The following is an 18,687-nucleotide window of genomic DNA, read 5'->3' on the forward strand; positions in this document are numbered from 1 at the left end:
CGAGCGGCGACGTTCCCCGGTTGGTCTGCCGGCAGGGCCCGCCTGACTTTGAATCAGGACAAGCGACGTAGGTTCGACTCCTACCCGGGGAGCTCACGCGGTGCGCGCCTGCCTCGCCACCCATCAGCGCCGCTGCGACACCCCGCCCGTCAGGGAGCTCCGAAGGGCTTCACCTGCATCAGCACCACGTCGGTCTCGCGGCAGCCGGTCAGCTTCTCGGCCACCACGGACGAGTCCGTGCGCCCCGGCAGGTACACCCGCACCCCGGCGGCCTGCACCTGACTGCAGCCGTAGTTGGCCGCCTGGGTGACCTCGATCCACGCGGTGGACGAGGCACCGGGCGCCAGCGTCACCGCCGACCACCCCACGGCCGTTCTGTCCGCAGGCGCCCCGATCTGGGCCGAGGCCGCATCGACCATCGACACCCCTGGGTAGCCAGCCAGTTGGCAGGCGACCGTGCCGGAGTTGGTGGCGACCAACCGGTACTGCACGTGCCCCGCGCCGGCGTTGTCGGCGACCAGTTGCAGGCGCACCGACGACGGCCCGCACGCGGCCACCCCACCCGGGCGACCAGTTCCACTCGGGCTACTAGCGCCGGTCGTGGCACCGGGGACGGCGGTCGAGGCCGGAGAGTCGGGCGCGCCGGTCGTGGGTCCGCTGGCCGTGGGGCCGGGGCTGGTCGGGTTGGGCGCCGACGGATCGGCGGTGGTCGAGGGCTGCGGCGGGCCACTGGTCGTCGACCGGGTCGGGGTCGTCGATCGCGTGGGGGCCGTGGTCGCAGGCAGGCTGGGGTCGACCGAGGGTGAGGCCGTCGCCACCTGCACCGAGGGTGGCGGGCGCAGGGCCTGCACCGCGACGGCTGCCCCGCCGGCCACCACGAGGGCGACGGCGGCCGCGGCCACTCCAGCCCGGCGTCGTCGCAGTTCGGTCGCCCGGACGAAGGCCCCGGCGGCCAGGTCAGGGGTCGTCCGTCGGGAGGCGTGCGCTCTGAGGGCGGCCGCCACCTCGTCGTGGGCGAACTCGTGCGGGTCGGTCTCGTCCGCGCGGGAATCGTCGGGGTAGGGCTGGGAGGAATGGGGGTCAATCATGATGTCTCCTGGGGAAGGCGGGCGCGCAGGGTCGCCATCGCCTTCGAGGTCTGGCTCTTGACGGTGCCCTCGCTGCACTGCAGCAGGTGGGCCGTCTCGGCGACGTCGGCATCGGCCAGGAACCGCAGCGCCACCACCGCCCGCTGGCGCGGGGGCAGGGACTGCAGAGCCCGCCACACCTCGTCATCGGGAAGGTCGGGGTCGTGCACGGGTCGTTCGGGTGGGGCGTCGCTGGTTCGTTCGTGGCGTCGAAAGGCTCGTCGCCACCAGCTGTTGTTCTCGTTCACGATCATGCGCCGCACGTAGGCATCGGTGTCGAATCCGGGCGATGACAGCCGACCCCAGCGCAGCCACGCCTTGGCGAAGGCGTTCTGCACCAGGTCTTCGGCGGTGGCGCGGTCGCCACACAGGGCCTCGGCGAAGCCCACCAGCCTGCGCTGGTGGGCGTGCACGTACGCCGTGAAGCTGGCGATGCCGGGGTCGGCTGTCGGGTCGGTCACCGGATGGACACGCTCACCACGTCGTGCGCCCAGGAGCCGGTCGCTCCCGGGTCGAGCGCCCGCACCACGATGACGTGGCCCGAGGTGCGGTCGCGGTAGGTGGAGTAGGTGCTTCCGGCCGTGCCCTCGGCCCGCACCAGGTACCACTGGCCGCCGCCGCGGGAGCGCCACGAGAACAGCTGGTTCACCGACGTCGCGGTGCCGAAGTAGGCGGCAGCCGTCCGATCGCCCTGCCCCCAACTGCGCACGAACGCGTCGGCGCGAGGCGCGTGAACCACACGACCGGACGACCTCGCGGTGTAGGCGGCATGCCATCCGCCGCTGCCGCGCAGGCCGATGTTCTGCACTCCGACGACGATCGTCGCCCGGGTGGTGGCCTGGGTGTAGGTCACGTAGATGGTGCCGGCGGCGCCTTCGACACCGGTGCGGGCCCATCCGGCCCCTCCGGTGTCAGAGATGGCCCACAGCGTCGATCGAGCCGCGGCGCTGGTGTAGCACGCCGTGGTGCGCGTGTCGCCCCGCCCCCAGGCTCGGATCAGCCGGTCGGCGTAGGTGGTGGCGCTGAGCTGGCTGACAGGGGCCAGGCCGTTGCAGGTGGTGACTGCGGTCGCCGAGGGGGCTGCGAGGGTGATTGAGCCGGCTGCAGCGACGAGGGTGGTGCTGATGGCGACGGCCGTTCTCACGTGAGACATGGTCGCTCTCCTTTGGTCCGGGGGTCCCGGGTGGGCCCCGTCACCCTCACAACGCGGCGGCGTGCTCGTTCGGTTGCCTCGAACCGGTCATCATCAGGAGGCCTCGCCGAACACCCTGCGTGCGCGCACCGCGCCCACCACGGTGATGGCGGCCACCAGCAGGTGCATGGCCATCAGGGTGCCGATCGCTGCGGCGGTCGTGGCCCCCAGCGGCGCGATCAGCGAGAACAGGGTGAACACGCAGGCCAGCACCACCCAGGTCATGAGTGCCTTCGTGGTGAACCGTTCGAGCAGCCGCAACGCCACGATGCCCACCAGTGAGCCGATCATGGCGGCGCCGAGCACGGCCGGCAGGGTGACGGGGCGAGGTTCGTCCCCGATCGGAACGACCAGCGAGACCTTGCCCAGTTGGGCCACCACCAACCACAGCAGGCCCGCGCACAGCCCCGATGCCCCGACCAGCGAGAGGTCGGTGAGCCAGGGGACTCGACTGCGGACGATGCGGGAGCCGCGGGTGGCGGGAGTGGTCGACATGCGACCAGACAACCCCCGAACCTTGCGCCGGGGCAACCGCCACGCCGGTGGAGCGAACCGATCGCGGCGGTTGCGTCGGAGCGCGCGTTCGGACAAGGGTGGAGCATGCCCTCACCCGATGCCCGTCCGAACATCGTGCTCATCTGTGTCGACCAGATGCGGGGCGACGCCCTCAGTGCCGCCGGCCACCCGGTCGTCCGCACCCCGTGGATCGACTCACTGGCCGCACAGGGCACCCGCTTCGAGCATGCCTACAGCGCCACGCCCACCTGCGTGCCCGCCCGGGTCGCGCTGTTCACCGGGAAGGCCCAGGAGAATCACGGACGAGTGGGCTACTCCGAGGGCGTGCCCTTCCAGGAGGCCCACCCGGTGACCATGCAGGGCTGTCTGGGCGAGGCCGGCTACCAGACCCAAGCGATCGGGAAGATGCACGTCTACCCTGAACGCGCGCGCTGCGGCTTCGACAACGTCACGCTGCACGACGGGTTCCTGCACTTCGCGCGACAGCACGGTGATCGCCACCTCGAGGCCAACGACGACTACCTGCGTTGGCTGCGCCGCCAACCCGGCATGGCCGATGCCGACCACACCGACCACGGGGTGGGCTGCAACTCCCACATCGCCCGTCCGTGGGACAAACCCGAGGCGTATCACCCGACGACCTGGGCCGTCACCGAGGCCATCGACTTCCTCGACCGGCGTGACCCGACGGTGCCGTTCTTCCTGTACCTCTCGTTCCACCGTCCGCACGCGCCGCACGACCCGCCCGCCTACGCGTTCGACCAGTACCGCGACGCGGAAATGCCGGAGCCGCCCGTGGGCGACTGGGTCGACGCGTTCGCGGACCACCGCAAGGACTTCACCGCCGAGGGTGAGCACGGTGCTCAGCACCCCGACATGCACCGGCGGGCGGTGGCTGGCTACTACGGCAACATCACCCACATCGACAACCAGCTCAACCGCTTCCTCGAAGCGCTCAGCGACCACCGGGTGCTGGCCAACACGGCCTTCGTGTTCGTCTCCGACCACGGCGACATGATGGGCGACCACCACTTCTACCGGAAGACGGTGCCCTACGAGGGCAGTGCCCGGGTGCCGTTCCTGGTGACGCTGCCGGGGGGTCGTCCGGCTCGTCCGGTGGCCGACGAGGTCGTCGAGTTGCGTGACGTGCTGCCGACGGTGCTCGACATCGCGGGCGTGCCGTGCCCCGACGGGGTCGACGGACGAAGTGTGCTGCCGCTGATGGAATCCGAGGCGGGGTCGTGGCGTGACGACCTGCACGGCGAGCACGTGCACGCCGTTTTCGGTTGGCAGTCGGTGCAGTGGGTGACCGACGGACGACGCAAGTTCATCTGGTGGTCGGGATCGGGTCTGGAGCAGTTCTTCGACCTCGAGGCAGACCCGCAGGAGTGCCACGACCTGACCGGCGACCCGGCCCGGGCCGACGAGGTGGCCCAGTGGCGCTCGCGGCTGGTCGAGCACCTGCGCGACCGTGAGGAGGGATTCGTCGATGGCGACTCGCTCGTGGTCGGACGACCGGTGCATGCCGAGTTGTCCTGGGTGCGCGAGCTGAAGGCCGCTCGCGCCGCCGGTTCGTGACGCGCCGCTGACGACGAAACGCCCCGCTCGTCCGCGATGGGACGACGGGGCGTTTCGGGTGCAGAACTCAGGACCCCTGACGGGCTGGGCCTCAGGCCAGGCGCAGGGTCTGGCCGATGAAGATCAGGTTGGGGTTCTTCACCACACCCTGGTTGAGCTGGAACAGCTTCTGCCAGCCGCCCTTGACGCCGTGACGAGCGGCGATCTTGTTGAGGGTGTCCCCGGCGCCGACCTTGACGGTCTTGGTCGCGGGAGTGACGGCCGGACGAGTGGTCGACCGGGTGACCGCGGTGCTGCGCTTGGTGGTGGCCTTCTGGGTCACCGTCTTCTTCGCCGGGGTGGTCTTCACGGTGCTGGTCTTCACGGTGGTCGTCCTGGGGGCGACGGCGCTCGTCGAGGCGCCGCCGTTGGCCTTGGTGAGGCCGGCGCGCACCGAGCACACGGGCCAGGCGCCCGGGCCCTGCACCGCCAGCACCTTCTGGGCGGTGGCGATCTGCTGGGCCTTGGTGGCCAGGTCGGCCCGCGGGGCGTACTGCGTGCCACCGAAGCCGGCCCAGGTCTGCTGGGTGAACTGCAGGCCTCCGTAGAAGCCGTTGCCGGTGTTGATCGCCCAGTTGCCGCTGGACTCGCAGGCGGCGACGCGGTCCCAGACACCGGTGTCGGCGTGGGCGGTCGCGGGGGAGGCGGCGATGGCCAGCCCGGCTCCGACGGCCGAGGCGGCCGCGAGGGCGGTGATGCGGGAGAACTTCTTCATGCGTGGGCCTTTCGGGTCCTAGGTCGTGCTCCTGAGGGGAAGTCCTCCACCAGGACGCTCGGGGCTCTCCCGATCAGATCCGGCTGGTGGCTCAGGAGCACACCGGACCGCGCCGACCGCAGCGACGTCCGTCACCACGGAGCCCCGGGCCGCTCGGGGGAGCGGCCGTCGCCGGCCTGGGGGGCTGGACGGCCTCGGGGCGCCCACCACCGTAAGCACACGCTGAGGGAATCTCAACTTTTTCTCAGATACTCACAGGTATGGGTTGAGGGTTTGGTGCGGCCGCGCGCCCGGCGATTCTGCGACGGTCGTGCGAACTCAATAGGCTGAGTGCGATGGCGGCCCCGCTCCGGGGCCAGGTACCAGTGGAGGAGCGACCGTGACCACCCACGAATCCGCCGAGGAGACCACGACGGCAGGCGCTCCCGTCGCCGCCGTGGTCGTGCTGGCCGCAGGCGGCGGCACCCGCATGAAATCGAGCAAGTCGAAGCTGCTGCACGAGGTCGCCGGCAAGACCATGCTCAGCTACGCCGTGGCCGCGGCCCAGCACCTCACGCCCGAGCATCTGGTGGTGGTGGTCGGGCACGAGCGCGAGCAGGTGCTGGCGCACCTCGACGAGATCGCGCCGCACGTGCAGACCGCCGTGCAGGACCAGCAGAACGGCACGGGCCACGCCGTGCAGTGCGGCCTCGCTGACCTCGGCGAGCTGTCCGGCGAGGTGGTGGTCACCTACGGTGACGTGCCCATGCTGACCGGCGAGACCTTGGCCGACCTGGTGGCCTCCCACCGCGCCGGGGCCGCCCAGGTCACCGTGCTCACCGCCCGGGTTCCGAACCCCACCGGCTACGGGCGGGTCATCCGCAACGGCGACCAGGTGGTGCGGATCGTCGAGCAGAAGGACGCTTCCGCCGAGGAGGCCGAGGTCGACGAGATCAACTCCGGCATCTACGTCTTCGACGCGGCCACGCTGCGGCACGGGTTGGCCAACCTGACCACCGACAACGCCCAGGGCGAGCTCTACCTGACCGACGTCATCCGCATCGCCAACGAGCGCGGCGAGCGGGTGGGCGTGCACCAGATCACCGATCTGTGGCAGACCGAGGGTGTCAACGACCGCGTGCAGCTGGCCCAGATGAACCGCGAGGTCAACCGCCGCATCGTCGAGAAGTGGCAGCGCGCCGGCGTCACGGTGCAGGACCCCGACACCACCTGGATCCAGGAGGACGTCACTCTGGAACGCGACGTCACCCTGCTGCGCAACACCTCGCTCGAGGGCGCCACCAGCATCGGTGAGGGCGCCGTGGTCGGGCCCGACACCACGCTGATCGACGTCGAGGTGGGTGCCGGGGCGCACGTCATCCGCACCCATGGCTCGCTCGCGGTGATCGGTGAGAACGCCGAGGTCGGTCCCTTCGCCTACCTGCGTCCCGGCACCGAGCTCGGGGCCAAGGGCAAGATCGGCACCTTCGTCGAGACCAAGAACGCCAAGATCGGCGCCGGGGCCAAGGTGCCCCACCTCAGCTACGCCGGTGACGCGTTCATCGACGAGGGAGCCAACATCGGCGCCGGCACGATCTTCGCCAACTACGACGGCGTCAACAAGTCCCCGAGCCATGTGGGCCGCAACGCCTTCGTCGGCTCCAATTCCGTGCTGGTCGCCCCGGTCGACATCGCCGACGGCGCCTTCGTCGCGGCCGGTTCTGCCGTCACCGAGGACGTGCCCGCCGGTGATCTGGCCGTCGCCCGAGGGCGGCAGCACAACTCGTCCAACTGGATCGGACGCACGCGCCCGGGTTCGAAGTGGGACGAGGCGGCGCGCGGGTCGTCCGGGCAGGTGCATGGGGCGGTCGCGGGCAAGCGGGACGAACTGAATGCCCCGAATCAGAACGCCCAGAGCCAGAACGCCCAGAGCCAGAACGCCCAGAACCAGAATGCTGCGAACCAGAACGCGGACAACCAGAGCAATGAGGATGGACAGGCATGAGCGGCAGCAAGCGACCCAATGACAAGCTGCTGATGCTGTTCGCGGGCAGCGCCTACCCGGAGCTGGCCGCCGAGATCGCCGAACTGGCCGGCGTGGAGTTGACCCCCACGAAGTCGGTCACCTACGCCAACTCCGAGATCTACGTGCGCTTCGAGGAGTCGGTGCGCGGCTGCGACGCGTTCGTCATCCAGAGCCACAGCGCCCCGGTCAACGAGGCCATGATGGAGCAGTTGATCATGGTCGACGCGCTCAAGCGCGCCTCGGCGAAGCGCATCACGGTCGTCTCGCCGTTCTACCCGTACGCCCGGCAGGACAAGAAGCACCTCGGACGAGAGCCCATCTCGGCCCGGCTGATGGCCGACCTGTACAAGGCGGCCGGTGCCGACCGGATCATGTCGGTCGACCTGCACGCCGCCCAGATCCAGGGCTTCTTCGACGGCCCCGTCGACCACTTGTGGGGCATGCCCGTGCAGGCCGACTACGTGGCCGAGAAGTACGCCGTCGACGACATGGTGGTGGTCTCGCCCGACGCGGGTCGCGTGCGGCTGGCCGACATGTGGACCGACAAGCTCAACTGCCCGCTGGCGATCATCCACAAGCGCCGCGACCCCAACAAGGCCAACACCGTGGCCGTGCACGAGGTGGTGGGCGACGTCGAGGGCAAGACCTGCCTGCTGGTCGACGACATGATCGACACCGCCGGAACCATCTGCCAGGCCGCCGAGGCGCTGATCGAGCGGGGGGCCTCGCGCGTGATCGCGGCGGCCACCCACCCGGTGCTGTCGGGCCCGGCCATCGAGCGACTGAAGTCGTCGAAGTTCGATGAGGTGATCGTCACCAACACGCTGCCGATCGCCGAGGAGAACCGCATCGACAAGTTGACCGTGCTCTCGATCGCTCCGTTGTTGGCCAAGGCCATCGTCGAGGTCTTCGAGGACGGTTCGGTCACCAGCCTGTTCGGCGACCTGCACTGATGAGGTTCCCCTACCGCCTCGAGCGGGTCGGCATCGTCATGCGCCCCGACCGCGACGACCCCCACCAGGTCGAGGGAGTGCTCAACCCGGCGGCGGCCGTCACCCCCGACGGACGAGTGCTGATGTACCCCCGACTGGTCGCCGAGGGCAACCGCTCGCGCATCGGCGTCGGCGAGGTCGAGGTGACCGACGGGGTGCCCACCGGGTTCCGGTTGGACGACGTACTGCTCGCCCCCGACCAGGGCTGGGAGCACGGCTCCGACCACGGGGGAGTGGAGGACCCGCGGTTGACCTTCGTCGAACCGCTGTCGCTGTGGGTGATGACCTATGTGGCCTATGGCCCGCTCGGGCCTCGTCCGGCGTTGTTGGTGTCGTCCGACCTGCAGACCTGGGAACGCTGGGGGCCGATCCAGTTCGCGTGGGAGGAGTCGCTGGGCACCGACCTCAACCTCTTCCCGAACAAAGACATCGTCTGGTTCCCCGAGGCCGTTCCGGGCCCCGACGGCCGCGACTGTCTCGCGCTGATCCATCGACCGATGTGGGAGATCGAGGGCCAGGAGCCGACCCTGCCGACGGGTGTCACGGACGACCGGGCCGCCATCTGGATCAGCTTCGTCGACCTCGAGTCGGCGCTGGCCGACCCGCGCGCGCTGCTGCGTCCGTGGGGGCATCGGCAGCTGGCCGCCAGCGAGTGTGACTGGGAGGTGCTCAAGGTGGGCGGTGGTCCGCCGCCCGTGCGGGTGCCCGAGGGCTGGCTGTTCCTGCACCACGGGGTGTCGGGCACGATGGCTGGCTCGAGCTTCGACCAGCAGAAGAACGTCTTCTATGCGGCCGGCGGCATGATTCTCTCCGCGGACGACCCGACCCTGGTGGTGGCGCGCACCGAGGAGCCGCTGCTCGCTCCTGAGACCGACGAGGAGCGCATCGGCATCGTCGGGAACGTGGTCTTCCCGACGGCGATCGTTCCCGTGGCCCAGCCCGGGGGAGGCGAGGAGCTGTTCTGCTTCTACGGCATGGCCGACGAGGCCATCGGCGTCGCCCGAGTGGTGCGCACCCCGGTCGAGTAGGCGACCCCATCGTCGGTCGAGTAGGGAGCGAAGCGAGCGTGTCGCGACCACGGAGCCCGCCGATTTCCACCGCCGCCCGCTTCGGGGTAAGCTCGTCAGGCTGCTTGGCGAGGGACGTGGGCGTCCGTGATCGACATCTGCATGCTGAAGGCATGACGCTGACCTCCCTTGCTGCCGAGACATCGGGCACCGTGCTGGGTGCCCACCACGTTGCACAAGGTTGAGGAGACCAACACATGGCTGAAATCAAGCTCGCCGCCGAGGCCCGTTCCGAGTTCGGCAAGGGCGCCTCGCGTCGCCTGCGTCGCGCCGGCAAGGTGCCCGCCGTCATCTACGGGCACGGCGGTGACCCCGTCCACATCTCGCTGCCCGGTCACGAGACCCTGCTCGCCCTGCGTCAGGCCAACGCCCTGCTCGACATCGCCATCGACGGCGCCAAGAGCCAGCTCGCCCTGCCCAAGCAGGTTCAGCGTGATCCCATCAAGGGCTTCATCGAGCACGTCGACCTGGTCATCGTGAAGCGCGGCGAGAAGGTCGTCGTCGACGTTCCCGTCGTCACCGAGGGTGAGGCCGGTCCCGAGACCGTCGTGGTCGTCGACATCACCTCGCTGTCGGTGCACGCCGAGGCCACCCACATCCCCAACGAGATCGTCGTCTCGATCGAGGGCCTCGAGGCCGGCACGCAGGTGCTCGTCTCCGACCTGAAGCTGCCCCAGGGCGTCACCACCGACGTCGATCCCGAGACCTTGGTCGTCAACGTGACCCAGCAGATCTCGCAGGAGGCTCTGGACGCCGAGATCGCCGAGTCCGAGGAAGAGACCGGTGCCGGCGCCGAGGACGAGGCCCCCGCGGGTGACGAGGCCGCCGAGGGCGACGCCGAGGCTCCCGCCGAGGGCGAGGACGCCTGAGCGCTGCGGCTCACTCCGCGACAGTGAACACCACCTGGCTGCTGGTCGGGCTCGGAAACCCGGGCCCGACCTACGCCCACACCCGGCACAACGTCGGCTTCTTCGTCATTGACGAGATCGCCCGCGTCGGCCGGGTGTCGCTGTCTGCCCCCCGGGGCATGCACGCCGACGTCGGGACGACCCGCCTGTCGTCCGCGGGGTGGGGAGTACCGGGGGCTGAGGCCTCGTCCGTGGTGCTGGCCAAGCCGCGCACGTTCATGAATGACTCGGGCAAGGCGGTGCGCAAGCTGGCCGACTTCCACAAGGTGGCACCCGATCACATTGTCGTGATCCACGACGAGTTGGATCTCGACTTCGGCACCCTGCGCATGAAGTTCGGCGGCGGCGACAACGGCCACAACGGTCTGAAGTCGATTCGCGCGCACCTGGGCACCGGCGATTACTTCCGGGTGCGCTACGGCATCGGACGACCGCCGGGTCAGCAGCCCACGGCCGATTACGTGCTGTCGCCCATCCCGGCGAAGCTTCGCGAGGACTATGCGGTCGAGACGACCAGGGTCGTCGAGGCCGTCGAGGCGCTGCTCCGGCAGGGGCTGGAGCGCGCCCAGAACCTCTTCAATCGCTGACGTTCGTTGGGTGGCCGGGGCCGGGCGGAGGTACCGTCTGGTCATGAAGAAGCGTGTGGCGATGGCGCTGCTCGTCGCTGCCCTGCTGGCGGGGTGCTCGCCGGCGGCAGAGCCCTATCCCTACGAGACGCACGCGATTCTGTCCGCGACCCAGGGTGCCGACGATCTGCACTGGTCGCTCACCATCTCCGTGCCGACTCCCGACCCCATCCCCTTGGCCTGCCAGGTGGAGTACGGGCAGACGGCCGTGAAGCTCTGGGTCACCGATGCGCCGCCACGGCCCCGACCATCGTCGGTTCCGCCCGGCATTGGTCCGGCGTATGCGGGCGCCTTCGAGTGCGTGCTCTCCGAATCGCTCGGTGATCGTGACCTGGTCGATGGCGAGAAGGGCACGAGCTTGGTCTGAGGGTGTGGCGCACCCCGCGGTAGGCTCGTCCGGTGACTCTGCACGGGCTGGTTGACCTTCTCGCTTCAGATCCGGGGCTGGCGCATGCCCTCGATCGGGCGCGCCGCCGTGCGCCCCGACCCTCCACCGATGGCAGCCCGGGCCGCGGCAGCACCCTCGACCTCACCACCCCCGCCTCGTCGCGCGCGGCGGTCACCGCCCTGCTGGCCACCCAGGCCGACCGCATGGTGCTGCTGGTCACGTCGACCTTCCGCGAGGCCGAAGAGTTGGTCGCCACCCTCGGCTCGTGGCTCTCGGACGACGAGGTCGCCTACTTCCCGGCCTGGGAGACACTGCCGCACGAGCGCCTGAGCCCCCGCTCCGACACCGTGGGCCGCCGACTCGAGGTGCTCCGCCGCATCGCCGGGAAGGGCGACCTGCCTGCCCCGAAGGTGGTGGTGGCTCCCATTCGTTCCGTGCTGCAGCCCCAGACCGCCGGGCTGGCCGACATCGCACCCGTCACCCTCACCGTCGGCGCCGAGATCGAGATCGGCGACCTGGCCCAGGCCCTGGTCGACGCCGCCTACAACCGGGTCGACCTGGTCGAGCGGCGCGGCGAGTTCGCGGTGCGCGGTGGCATCGTCGACATCTTCCCGCCCCGCTCGGAACACCCGGTGCGCGTCGACTTCTTCGGCGACACCGTCGAAGAGATCCGCAGCTTCACCGTGGCCGACCAGCGCTCGGCCGCCGACACCTTCCCGGTTCTGCAGGCCGATCCCTGCCGCGAACTGCTGCTCACCGATGACGTCAGGGCGCGCGCCAAGGCGCTGATCCCCGACCATCCCGAACTGTCCGAGATGCTCGAGAAGCTCTCGGAGGGGCACTACGTCGAAGGCATGGAGGCGCTGACCCCCGCGCTGGTCGACGGGCTCGAACTGCTCGTCGAGGTGCTGCCGACCGATGCGATGGTGCTGGTCAGCGACCCCGAACTGGTGCGCACCCGCGCGGTCGAACTGGTCAAGACGAGCCGCGAGTTCCTCAACGCTGGGTGGTCGGCGGCCGCCGGCGGCGGCCGCGCACCGATCGACCTGGGCTCGTCCGCCTACCGTGACCTCGCCGAGATCAGGAGGGTCGCGCTCGACCGCGGACAGGCGTGGTGGTCGCTGTCGCCGTTCGCCGCCGGCCCTCCCCCCGACGAAGCGACCGGGCACGAGCCGGTGTATGCCGAGGACGGCTCGATCATCGACTTCTCGAGCGCCCTGGACTCGTCCGACACCGGCGCCGACCACGTCGAGTCGATCACCCTCGACATCGAGGCGATCGACCCCTGGCGCGGTGACGTCGAGGCCGCGGTACTGGCGATGAAGCACACCGTCGGCGAGGGCTGGCGCGTCGTGCTCACCGTCGACGGGCCCGGCCTCGGCCAGCGCATGGCCGAGGTGCTCCGCGAGCACGAGCTGCCTGCCACCGTCGTCGAACAACTGGACGAGGCCCCGCAGACGGGTCTGGTGACCATCGTGGCCGCCCAGCAGCGCCACGGCTTCCGGGCCGAGAAGCTGCGGCTCGCCCTGTTCACCACGGGCGACCTCGCTGCCCAGCAGGTCGCCGACAAGTCGCAGCGGCGCATGCCCAGTCGCCGCAAGAACCAGATCGAGCCGCTCGAGCTGAAGGCCGGCGATCCGATCGTCCACGAGAGTCACGGGGTCGGTCGCTACGTCGAGATGGTCACCCGCACCGCCGGCGGCTCGACGCGCGAGTACCTGGTGATCGAGTACGCGCCCTCGAAGCGCGGCCAGCCCGGCGACCGGCTGTACGTGCCCATGGACCAGCTCGACCTGGTCACCCGCTACGTCGGCGGGGAGTCGCCCGCCCTCGACCGCATGGGTGGCGCCGACTGGCGTGCCCGCAAGACGCGGGCCCGCAAGGCGGTGCGCGAGATCGCCGCCGAGTTGATCAAGCTCTACGCCGCCCGGCAGGCCAGCCGGGGCCACGCGTTCTCGGCCGACACCCAGTGGCAACGTGAGCTCGAGGACAACTTCGCCTACGTCGAGACCCCCGACCAGTTGGGAACGTTGGCCGAGGTGAAGACCGACATGGAGCGGATCGTCCCCATGGACCGCCTGGTCTGCGGTGACGTCGGCTACGGCAAGACCGAGATCGCCGTGCGGGCCGCCTTCAAGGCCGTGCAGGACGGCAAGCAGGTGGCCGTGCTCGTCCCCACCACGCTGTTGGTGACCCAGCACACCCAGACCTTCATCGACCGCTACGCCGGGTTCCCGGTGAACGTGCAGGCGCTGTCGCGCTTCCAGTCCGACGGCGAGGCCAAGGCCGTCCGCGAGGGTCTCAAGAGCGGCAAGGTCGACGTGGTCGTCGGCACCCACCGGCTGTTCGGCTCCGAGATCGAGTTCAAGGACCTCGGTCTGGTGATCATCGACGAGGAGCAACGCTTCGGGGTCGAGCACAAGGAGGCGCTGAAGAAGCTGCGCCTCAATGTCGACGTGCTGTCGATGTCGGCCACGCCGATTCCGCGCACGCTCGAGATGTCGATCACCGGGTTGCGCGAGATGAGCGTGATCGCCACCCCGCCGGAGGAACGCCACCCCGTGCTCACCTTCGCCGGTCCCTACGACGAGGGGCAGGTGGTGGCCGCCATCCGACGCGAGCTGGCCCGCGAGGGACAGGTCTTCTTCCTGCACAACCGGGTGCAGTCGATCGAGAAGACGGCCAAGCGGATTCGCGAACTCGTGCCCGAGGCCCGCGTCGCCACCGCGCACGGACAGATGGGCGAGACCCGCCTCGAGCAGGTGATGCAGGACTTCTGGGAGCGTCGCGCCGACGTGCTCGTCTGCACCACCATCGTCGAGGCCGGGCTCGACATCTCGACCGCGAACACTCTGATCATCGACCGTGCCGACCTGTTGGGCCTGTCGCAGTTGCACCAGATTCGCGGACGAGTGGGCCGCTCCCGCGAACGCGGCTACGCCTACTTCCTGTATCCGCCCGACAAGCCGCTGACCGAGGCCGCCCACGACCGGCTCGCCACCATGGCCGCGCACACCGATCTGGGGGCGGGCATGTCGATCGCGATGAAGGACCTTGAGATTCGCGGCGCCGGCAACCTGCTGGGCGGCGAGCAGTCGGGGCACATCGCCGACGTCGGCTTCGACCTCTACATCCGGCTGGTCGGCGAGGCCGTGGCGATGTATCGCGGTGAAGATGTGGCCGAGGAACCTGAGATGCGCATCGAGTTGCCCATCGACGCCCACCTGCCGGTCGACTACGTGGAGTCGGAGCGGTTGCGGCTGGAGATGTACAAGCGGCTGGCCGAGGTGGCCTCGTCCGATGACATCGCCGAGGTCTCGTCCGAACTGGTCGACCGCTACGGCGAGTATGGGGCGCCCGTCGAGGCGCTGCTCGAGGTGGCCCGGTTCCGGCTGCGTTGCCAGGAGGTCGGGGTCAACGAGGTGGTGGCGCAGGGGCCCTACATCAGGTTCACCCCCGCCGACATTCCCGATTCGCGGCTGGTGCGCCTGCAGCGGATGTATCCCGGTGCCAAGTACAAGCCCGAGCAGAACGTGATCCTGGTGCCTCGTCCGCGCACGGAGTCGGTGACGGGCACGTTGATCGAGGACCGCGACCTGCTCGAGTGGGCATCGACGTTCATCGACCTGATCTATGCCCCCGCCCCGGCGGTCGCCGGCTGACCGATCTCGGTGGGGAGCGCGCTTGTCGGGACTGGGTCTCGGGGCTGGGTAGGGTGGCCGGGTGATTGCGTTGAGGAACAGGGTGTTGAGCAGCAGGGTGTTGTCGGTTCGGACGATGCTGGTGGCGGGGGCCGCGGCCGCGCTGCTGGCCGGGTGCGGTCAGGCGCCGTCGGCGGCCTTCACCGTCGGCGACCAGACGGTCTCGATCAGCCAGCTCGACACCGCGGCCCGGGACTGCCTGCCCGCCTTCCCGAACGACTCGGAGGCCGACGTGCGGTCGGTGGTCGCCAATGGGCTGTACGGCGCGGCGGTGTCGCGCGTGCTGTCGGCCAGCGGCACCACGGTGGCCGAGTCGGACGTTGATGCCAGCCTCGACAGCTTGGGCACCGCTCAGCTGACGGGGGAGTGCCGCGATGCCCTGAAGGGGGTGCTGCGGGCGCGCCTGCTCACCGAGAAGCTGGGGGCCGACAAGACCGCCGAGCTGCTCAAGAATGTCGAGGTGTCGGTCAATCCCGCGGTCGGCGGCGTGAACTCGTCCAAGACCGAGATCGTCGCCCGGTCGGGATCGATGTCGTCGCTGGGTCGGGTCTTCGGTTCGTCCACGGGCCAGTGAGCGAGGCTCCGCAGTCGCAGCTGCTGCGCCTGGTCGAGGTGATGGCCAGGCTGCGCCGCGACTGCCCCTGGGATCGCGAGCAGACCCACCGGAGTCTGGTCACCTACCTGGTCGAGGAGACGGGTGAGGTGGTCGACGCCATCGAGGCCGGAGACGACGCCGACCTGCGCGAGGAACTGGGCGACCTGTTGCTGCAGGTCTACTTCCACGCCCAGATCGCGGCGGAGGAGGGGCGTTTCGGGTTGGACGACGTCGCCCGCGGCATCAGCGACAAGCTGATCGCCCGCCACCCGCACGTCTTTGCCGGCGACGACGTGCCCGCCGACCTGCACGCCACCTGGGAGGCACGCAAGCGCGCCGAGAAGGGTCGGTCGTCGGCACTGGAGGGGATCGCCGAGTCGCTGTCGGCGATCGCGCGCACCACCAAGGTGGCCTCCCGAGCCCGCAATCATCACGTGCCCATCGAGCTGCCGGACGAGCCGGTCACCGCGGACGAAGTGGGCGAGGGCATCGTTGCGCTGGTGCTGCGGGCGCAGGCCAGTGGCGTCGACGCCGATCAGGCGACCCGGGACGCGCTGAGGGCCCTGGAGGCCCGGGTCCGCGAGGCCGAGTCACCCCGATCGTCGGTCGAGTAGCGCGACCCAACTTTCGTCGTCGCTCGTTCCTCGCTCCTACTCGACCAGCGGCGACTGAGGGATGCCGAGCACTCCGCGGTCAGCGAACCCATGCCCACCCCCACGGGACACGGCAGTAGCGTCGAACCATGACCGCGCTCCCGCTCTCCGCCCTCGACCTGGCCAGCGTCTCGGCCGGTCAGACCTCCGCCGACGCCCTTGCCGGCAGCATCCGCGTCGCCCAGGCCCTCGACGGCGCCGGGTTCGAGCGGTTCTGGGTGGCCGAGCACCACAACATGGTCAGCGTCGCCTCCACCACGCCGCCGGTGCTGATCGCCGCGCTCGCGGCCCGCACCGAGCGCATCAAGATCGGCTCCGGTGGCGTGATGCTGCCCAACCATGCGCCGTTGGTGGTCGCCGAACAGTTCGCGCTGCTCGAGGCGCTGCACCCCGGGCGCATCGACCTGGGTATCGGACGAGCCCCCGGCACCGATCAGGTCACCGCCAGCGCGCTGCGGCGCTCACCCGACGGCCTCTCCGTCGAGGACTTCCCCAACCATGTGCTGCAGGTGATGGCCTGGCTGGGCGACAACCGCCTCGAGGGTGACCCGCTGGTCGAGCGGCTCGCCGCCACCCCTGTCGGCGCTGGCACTCCCGAGGTGTGGCTGCTCGGTTCGTCCGCCTACTCGGCGCAACTGGCGGGCATGCTGGGGCTGCGCTACTGCTACGCCCATCATTTCGGGGGGCTGAATCCGACCACCGTGTTCGAGGCCTACCGGTCGCGGTTCGAGCCGTCGCCGGCGCTTGCCGAACCGCACGCGATGATCTGCACCTCGGTGATCTCGGCAGAGACCGAGGAGGAGGCGGAATATCTCGCCGGCCCGGCCCGGGTGATGTGGCTGGGCATTCGCAGCAACGCCCGCGAGCCGATCGTCACGCCCGAGGAGGCCCAGTCGCGCCACCTCACCCAGCTCGACGAGATGATGCTGAGCCAGATGCCGGCCACCAAGTTCGTGGGCAGCCATGACGACGTGGTCGAGCGGGTCGGCGACCTCGTCCGGGCCTGTGGGGTGCAGGAACTGATGCTGACCGCCACGACCTACGACCCGCAGACCAAGATCGACGCGTTCACCGAGTTCCAGAAGCGCTGGCAGGCCTGAGGGAGGAACGGCTGGTGAACTCATGGTGACCACGTGGCACCCGCCCGCGCGGTTCAGGAGGGGCCAGCGGTAGGCTCAGCCGTGACCACACCATCTGTGAAAGGTTGAGCCCACATGGCGCTTATCGAATTCGTCCACGCTCGCGAGATCCTCGACTCCCGTGGCAACCCGACCGTCGAGGTCGAGGTCATCCTTGAAGACGGCGCGCAGGGCCGCGCCGCTGTTCCCTCCGGCGCGTCGACCGGTGCCTTCGAGGCCGTCGAGCTGCGCGACGGGGACAAGGCGCGCTACCTCGGCAAGGGCGCCACCAAGGCCGTCGACAACGTCACCGAGACGCTGGCCGAAGAGGTGCTCGGATTCGATGCCGCCGACCAGCGCAGCATCGACCAGGCCATGCTCGAACTCGACGGCACCGACAACAAGGGCAAGCTCGGCGCCAACGCCATTCTCGGCGTCTCGCTGGCCGTGGCCCACGCCGCCGCCGACTCGGCCGACCTGCCCCTCTACAAGTACCTGGGTGGCCCCACCGCCAACGTGCTGCCCGTGCCGATGATGAACATCCTCAACGGTGGGTCGCACGCCGACTCCAACGTCGACATCCAGGAGTTCATGATCGCCCCGATCGGCGCCGAGAGCTTCGCCGAGGCCGTGCGCATCGGCGCCGAGGTCTACCACAACCTCAAGAGCGTGCTGAAGTCGAAGGGTCTGGCCACCGGTCTGGGCGACGAGGGCGGGTTCGCCCCCAACCTGGAGTCGAACCGCGCCGCGCTCGACCTGATCGTCGAGGCCATCAAGGGCGCCGGTTACACCCCCGGCAAGGAGGTCGCGCTCGCGCTCGACGTCGCCGCATCGGAGTTCTTCGAGGACGGTTCGTACAACTTCGAGGGCGCCAAGAAGTCCTCGGACGAGATGATCGCCTACTACTCCGAGCTGGTCGACAACTACCCGCTGGTCTCGATCGAGGATCCCCTGAACGAGGAGGACTGGGAGGGCTGGGCCAAGATGAACGCCGCCCTCGGCGAGAAGGTGCAGCTGGTCGGCGACGACCTGTTCGTCACCAACGTCACCCGCCTGCAGCGCGGCATCGACGAGAAGGCCGCCAACTCGATGCTGGTGAAGGTGAACCAGATCGGTTCGCTGACCGAGACCATCGACGCCGTGAACCTGGCCCACCGCAACGGCTTCACCACGATGATGAGCCACCGTTCGGGTGAGACCGAGGACGTCACCATCGCCGACCTGGCCGTCGCCCTGAGCTGTGGCCAGATCAAGTCGGGCGCCCCGGCTCGCACCGAGCGCGTGGCCAAGTACAACCAGTTGCTGCGCATCGAGCAGGATCTGGACGACGCCGCCACCTATGCCGGTGCCAAGGCCTTTCCCCGCTTCAAGGGCTGAGGGGTTCAGGAGCTTCAGCTGAGCTGAACGCGTGAGGGGGACGAGGCCTGGCCTCGTCCCCCTTCTGCGTGCCCGGCCGTGGTTTGCAGC

Annotated in this window: 17 protein-coding genes and 1 tRNA gene; 13 read left to right on the forward strand and 5 right to left on the reverse strand. The window is 69.6% G+C overall.

Translation table 11 applies throughout. The features are described from left to right. The first annotated feature begins 13 nt into the window (after positions 1–13). Positions 14–92, forward strand: a tRNA-Gln gene (locus tag ACSDQ9_RS09845). A gap of 57 nt (positions 93–149) precedes the next feature. Here ACSDQ9_RS09845 and ACSDQ9_RS09850 read toward each other — a convergent pair. From ACSDQ9_RS09850 to ACSDQ9_RS09865, 4 genes are all read right to left on the reverse strand, one after another. After that, positions 150–1,088 (reverse strand): DUF4232 domain-containing protein, encoded by a 939-nt coding sequence (locus ACSDQ9_RS09850; protein WP_435146527.1) that lies wholly within the window; start codon positions 1,086–1,088, stop codon positions 150–152. After that, entirely contained in the window at positions 1,085–1,588 is a 504-nt protein-coding gene (locus tag ACSDQ9_RS09855) for a SigE family RNA polymerase sigma factor (RefSeq protein WP_435146529.1), read from the reverse strand. The genes ACSDQ9_RS09850 and ACSDQ9_RS09855 overlap by 4 nt, the downstream gene beginning before the upstream one ends. Continuing rightward, entirely contained in the window at positions 1,585–2,280 is a 696-nt protein-coding gene (locus ACSDQ9_RS09860) for a hypothetical protein (RefSeq protein ID WP_435146531.1), read from the reverse strand. Before ACSDQ9_RS09860 ends, ACSDQ9_RS09855 begins: the two co-directional genes overlap by 4 nt. 93 nt (positions 2,281–2,373) lie before the next feature. Further along, positions 2,374–2,814: a DUF6069 family protein gene (locus tag ACSDQ9_RS09865; RefSeq protein WP_435146533.1), complete on the reverse strand. Its 441-nt coding sequence runs from the start codon at positions 2,812–2,814 to the stop codon at positions 2,374–2,376. Positions 2,815–2,919: 105 nt separating this feature from the next. On the opposite strand from ACSDQ9_RS09865, the gene ACSDQ9_RS09870 reads away from it, so the two are divergent. Next, positions 2,920–4,413 carry an arylsulfatase gene (locus ACSDQ9_RS09870; RefSeq protein ID WP_435146535.1) on the forward strand — a complete coding sequence of 498 codons (1,494 nt, stop codon included), beginning with the start codon at positions 2,920–2,922 and terminating at the stop codon, positions 4,411–4,413. A gap of 91 nt (positions 4,414–4,504) precedes the next feature. On the opposite strand, the gene ACSDQ9_RS09875 is transcribed toward ACSDQ9_RS09870, so the two are convergent. After that, entirely contained in the window at positions 4,505–5,167 is a 663-nt protein-coding gene (locus tag ACSDQ9_RS09875) for a transglycosylase family protein (protein ID WP_435146536.1), read from the reverse strand. Between the two features lie 379 nt (positions 5,168–5,546). Between ACSDQ9_RS09875 and glmU the strand changes: the two genes are divergently transcribed. The 11 genes from glmU (at position 5,547) to eno (ending at position 18,597) form a co-directional block, all read left to right on the forward strand. Continuing rightward, positions 5,547–7,151 (forward strand): bifunctional UDP-N-acetylglucosamine diphosphorylase/glucosamine-1-phosphate N-acetyltransferase GlmU, encoded by a 1,605-nt coding sequence (glmU, locus tag ACSDQ9_RS09880; protein WP_435146539.1) that lies wholly within the window; start codon positions 5,547–5,549, stop codon positions 7,149–7,151. Further along, the gene (locus tag ACSDQ9_RS09885) at positions 7,148–8,125 is read left to right on the forward strand and encodes a ribose-phosphate diphosphokinase (protein WP_435146541.1); all 978 of its coding nucleotides are present in this window, start codon (positions 7,148–7,150) and stop codon (positions 8,123–8,125) included. The genes glmU and ACSDQ9_RS09885 overlap by 4 nt, the downstream gene beginning before the upstream one ends. Next, positions 8,125–9,192 (forward strand): glycoside hydrolase family 130 protein, encoded by a 1,068-nt coding sequence (locus ACSDQ9_RS09890; protein WP_435146543.1) that lies wholly within the window; start codon positions 8,125–8,127, stop codon positions 9,190–9,192. The genes ACSDQ9_RS09885 and ACSDQ9_RS09890 overlap by 1 nt, the downstream gene beginning before the upstream one ends. 236 nt (positions 9,193–9,428) lie before the next feature. Next, on the forward strand, positions 9,429–10,100 hold the full coding sequence (locus ACSDQ9_RS09895; protein WP_435146545.1) for a 50S ribosomal protein L25/general stress protein Ctc: 672 nt from the start codon (positions 9,429–9,431) through the stop codon (positions 10,098–10,100). A 23-nt stretch (positions 10,101–10,123) separates the two neighbouring features. Further along, a complete protein-coding gene (gene pth / locus ACSDQ9_RS09900; protein WP_435146547.1) occupies positions 10,124–10,726 on the forward strand; it encodes an aminoacyl-tRNA hydrolase in 603 nt (200 codons plus the stop codon). Between the two features lie 43 nt (positions 10,727–10,769). Continuing rightward, positions 10,770–11,132, forward strand: coding sequence for a hypothetical protein (locus ACSDQ9_RS09905; protein WP_435146549.1), 363 nt, complete (start codon positions 10,770–10,772; stop codon positions 11,130–11,132). Between the two features lie 32 nt (positions 11,133–11,164). Further along, positions 11,165–14,815, forward strand: coding sequence for a transcription-repair coupling factor (gene mfd, locus ACSDQ9_RS09910; RefSeq protein WP_435146551.1), 3,651 nt, complete (start codon positions 11,165–11,167; stop codon positions 14,813–14,815). An 85-nt stretch (positions 14,816–14,900) separates the two neighbouring features. Next, positions 14,901–15,428: a hypothetical protein gene (locus tag ACSDQ9_RS09915; RefSeq protein ID WP_435146552.1), complete on the forward strand. Its 528-nt coding sequence runs from the start codon at positions 14,901–14,903 to the stop codon at positions 15,426–15,428. 41 nt (positions 15,429–15,469) lie between these two features. Next, positions 15,470–16,063: a nucleoside triphosphate pyrophosphohydrolase gene (locus tag ACSDQ9_RS09920; protein ID WP_435146851.1), complete on the forward strand. Its 594-nt coding sequence runs from the start codon at positions 15,470–15,472 to the stop codon at positions 16,061–16,063. 128 nt (positions 16,064–16,191) lie between these two features. Then, on the forward strand, positions 16,192–17,202 hold the full coding sequence (locus tag ACSDQ9_RS09925; protein WP_435146554.1) for an LLM class flavin-dependent oxidoreductase: 1,011 nt from the start codon (positions 16,192–16,194) through the stop codon (positions 17,200–17,202). Between the two features lie 114 nt (positions 17,203–17,316). Next, entirely contained in the window at positions 17,317–18,597 is a 1,281-nt protein-coding gene (gene eno / locus ACSDQ9_RS09930) for a phosphopyruvate hydratase (RefSeq protein WP_435146556.1), read from the forward strand. Positions 18,598–18,687: the final 90 nt, after the last annotated feature.

Source organism: Aestuariimicrobium soli (assembly GCF_051192575.1).
GTDB lineage: Bacteria > Actinomycetota > Actinomycetes > Propionibacteriales > Propionibacteriaceae > Aestuariimicrobium > Aestuariimicrobium soli.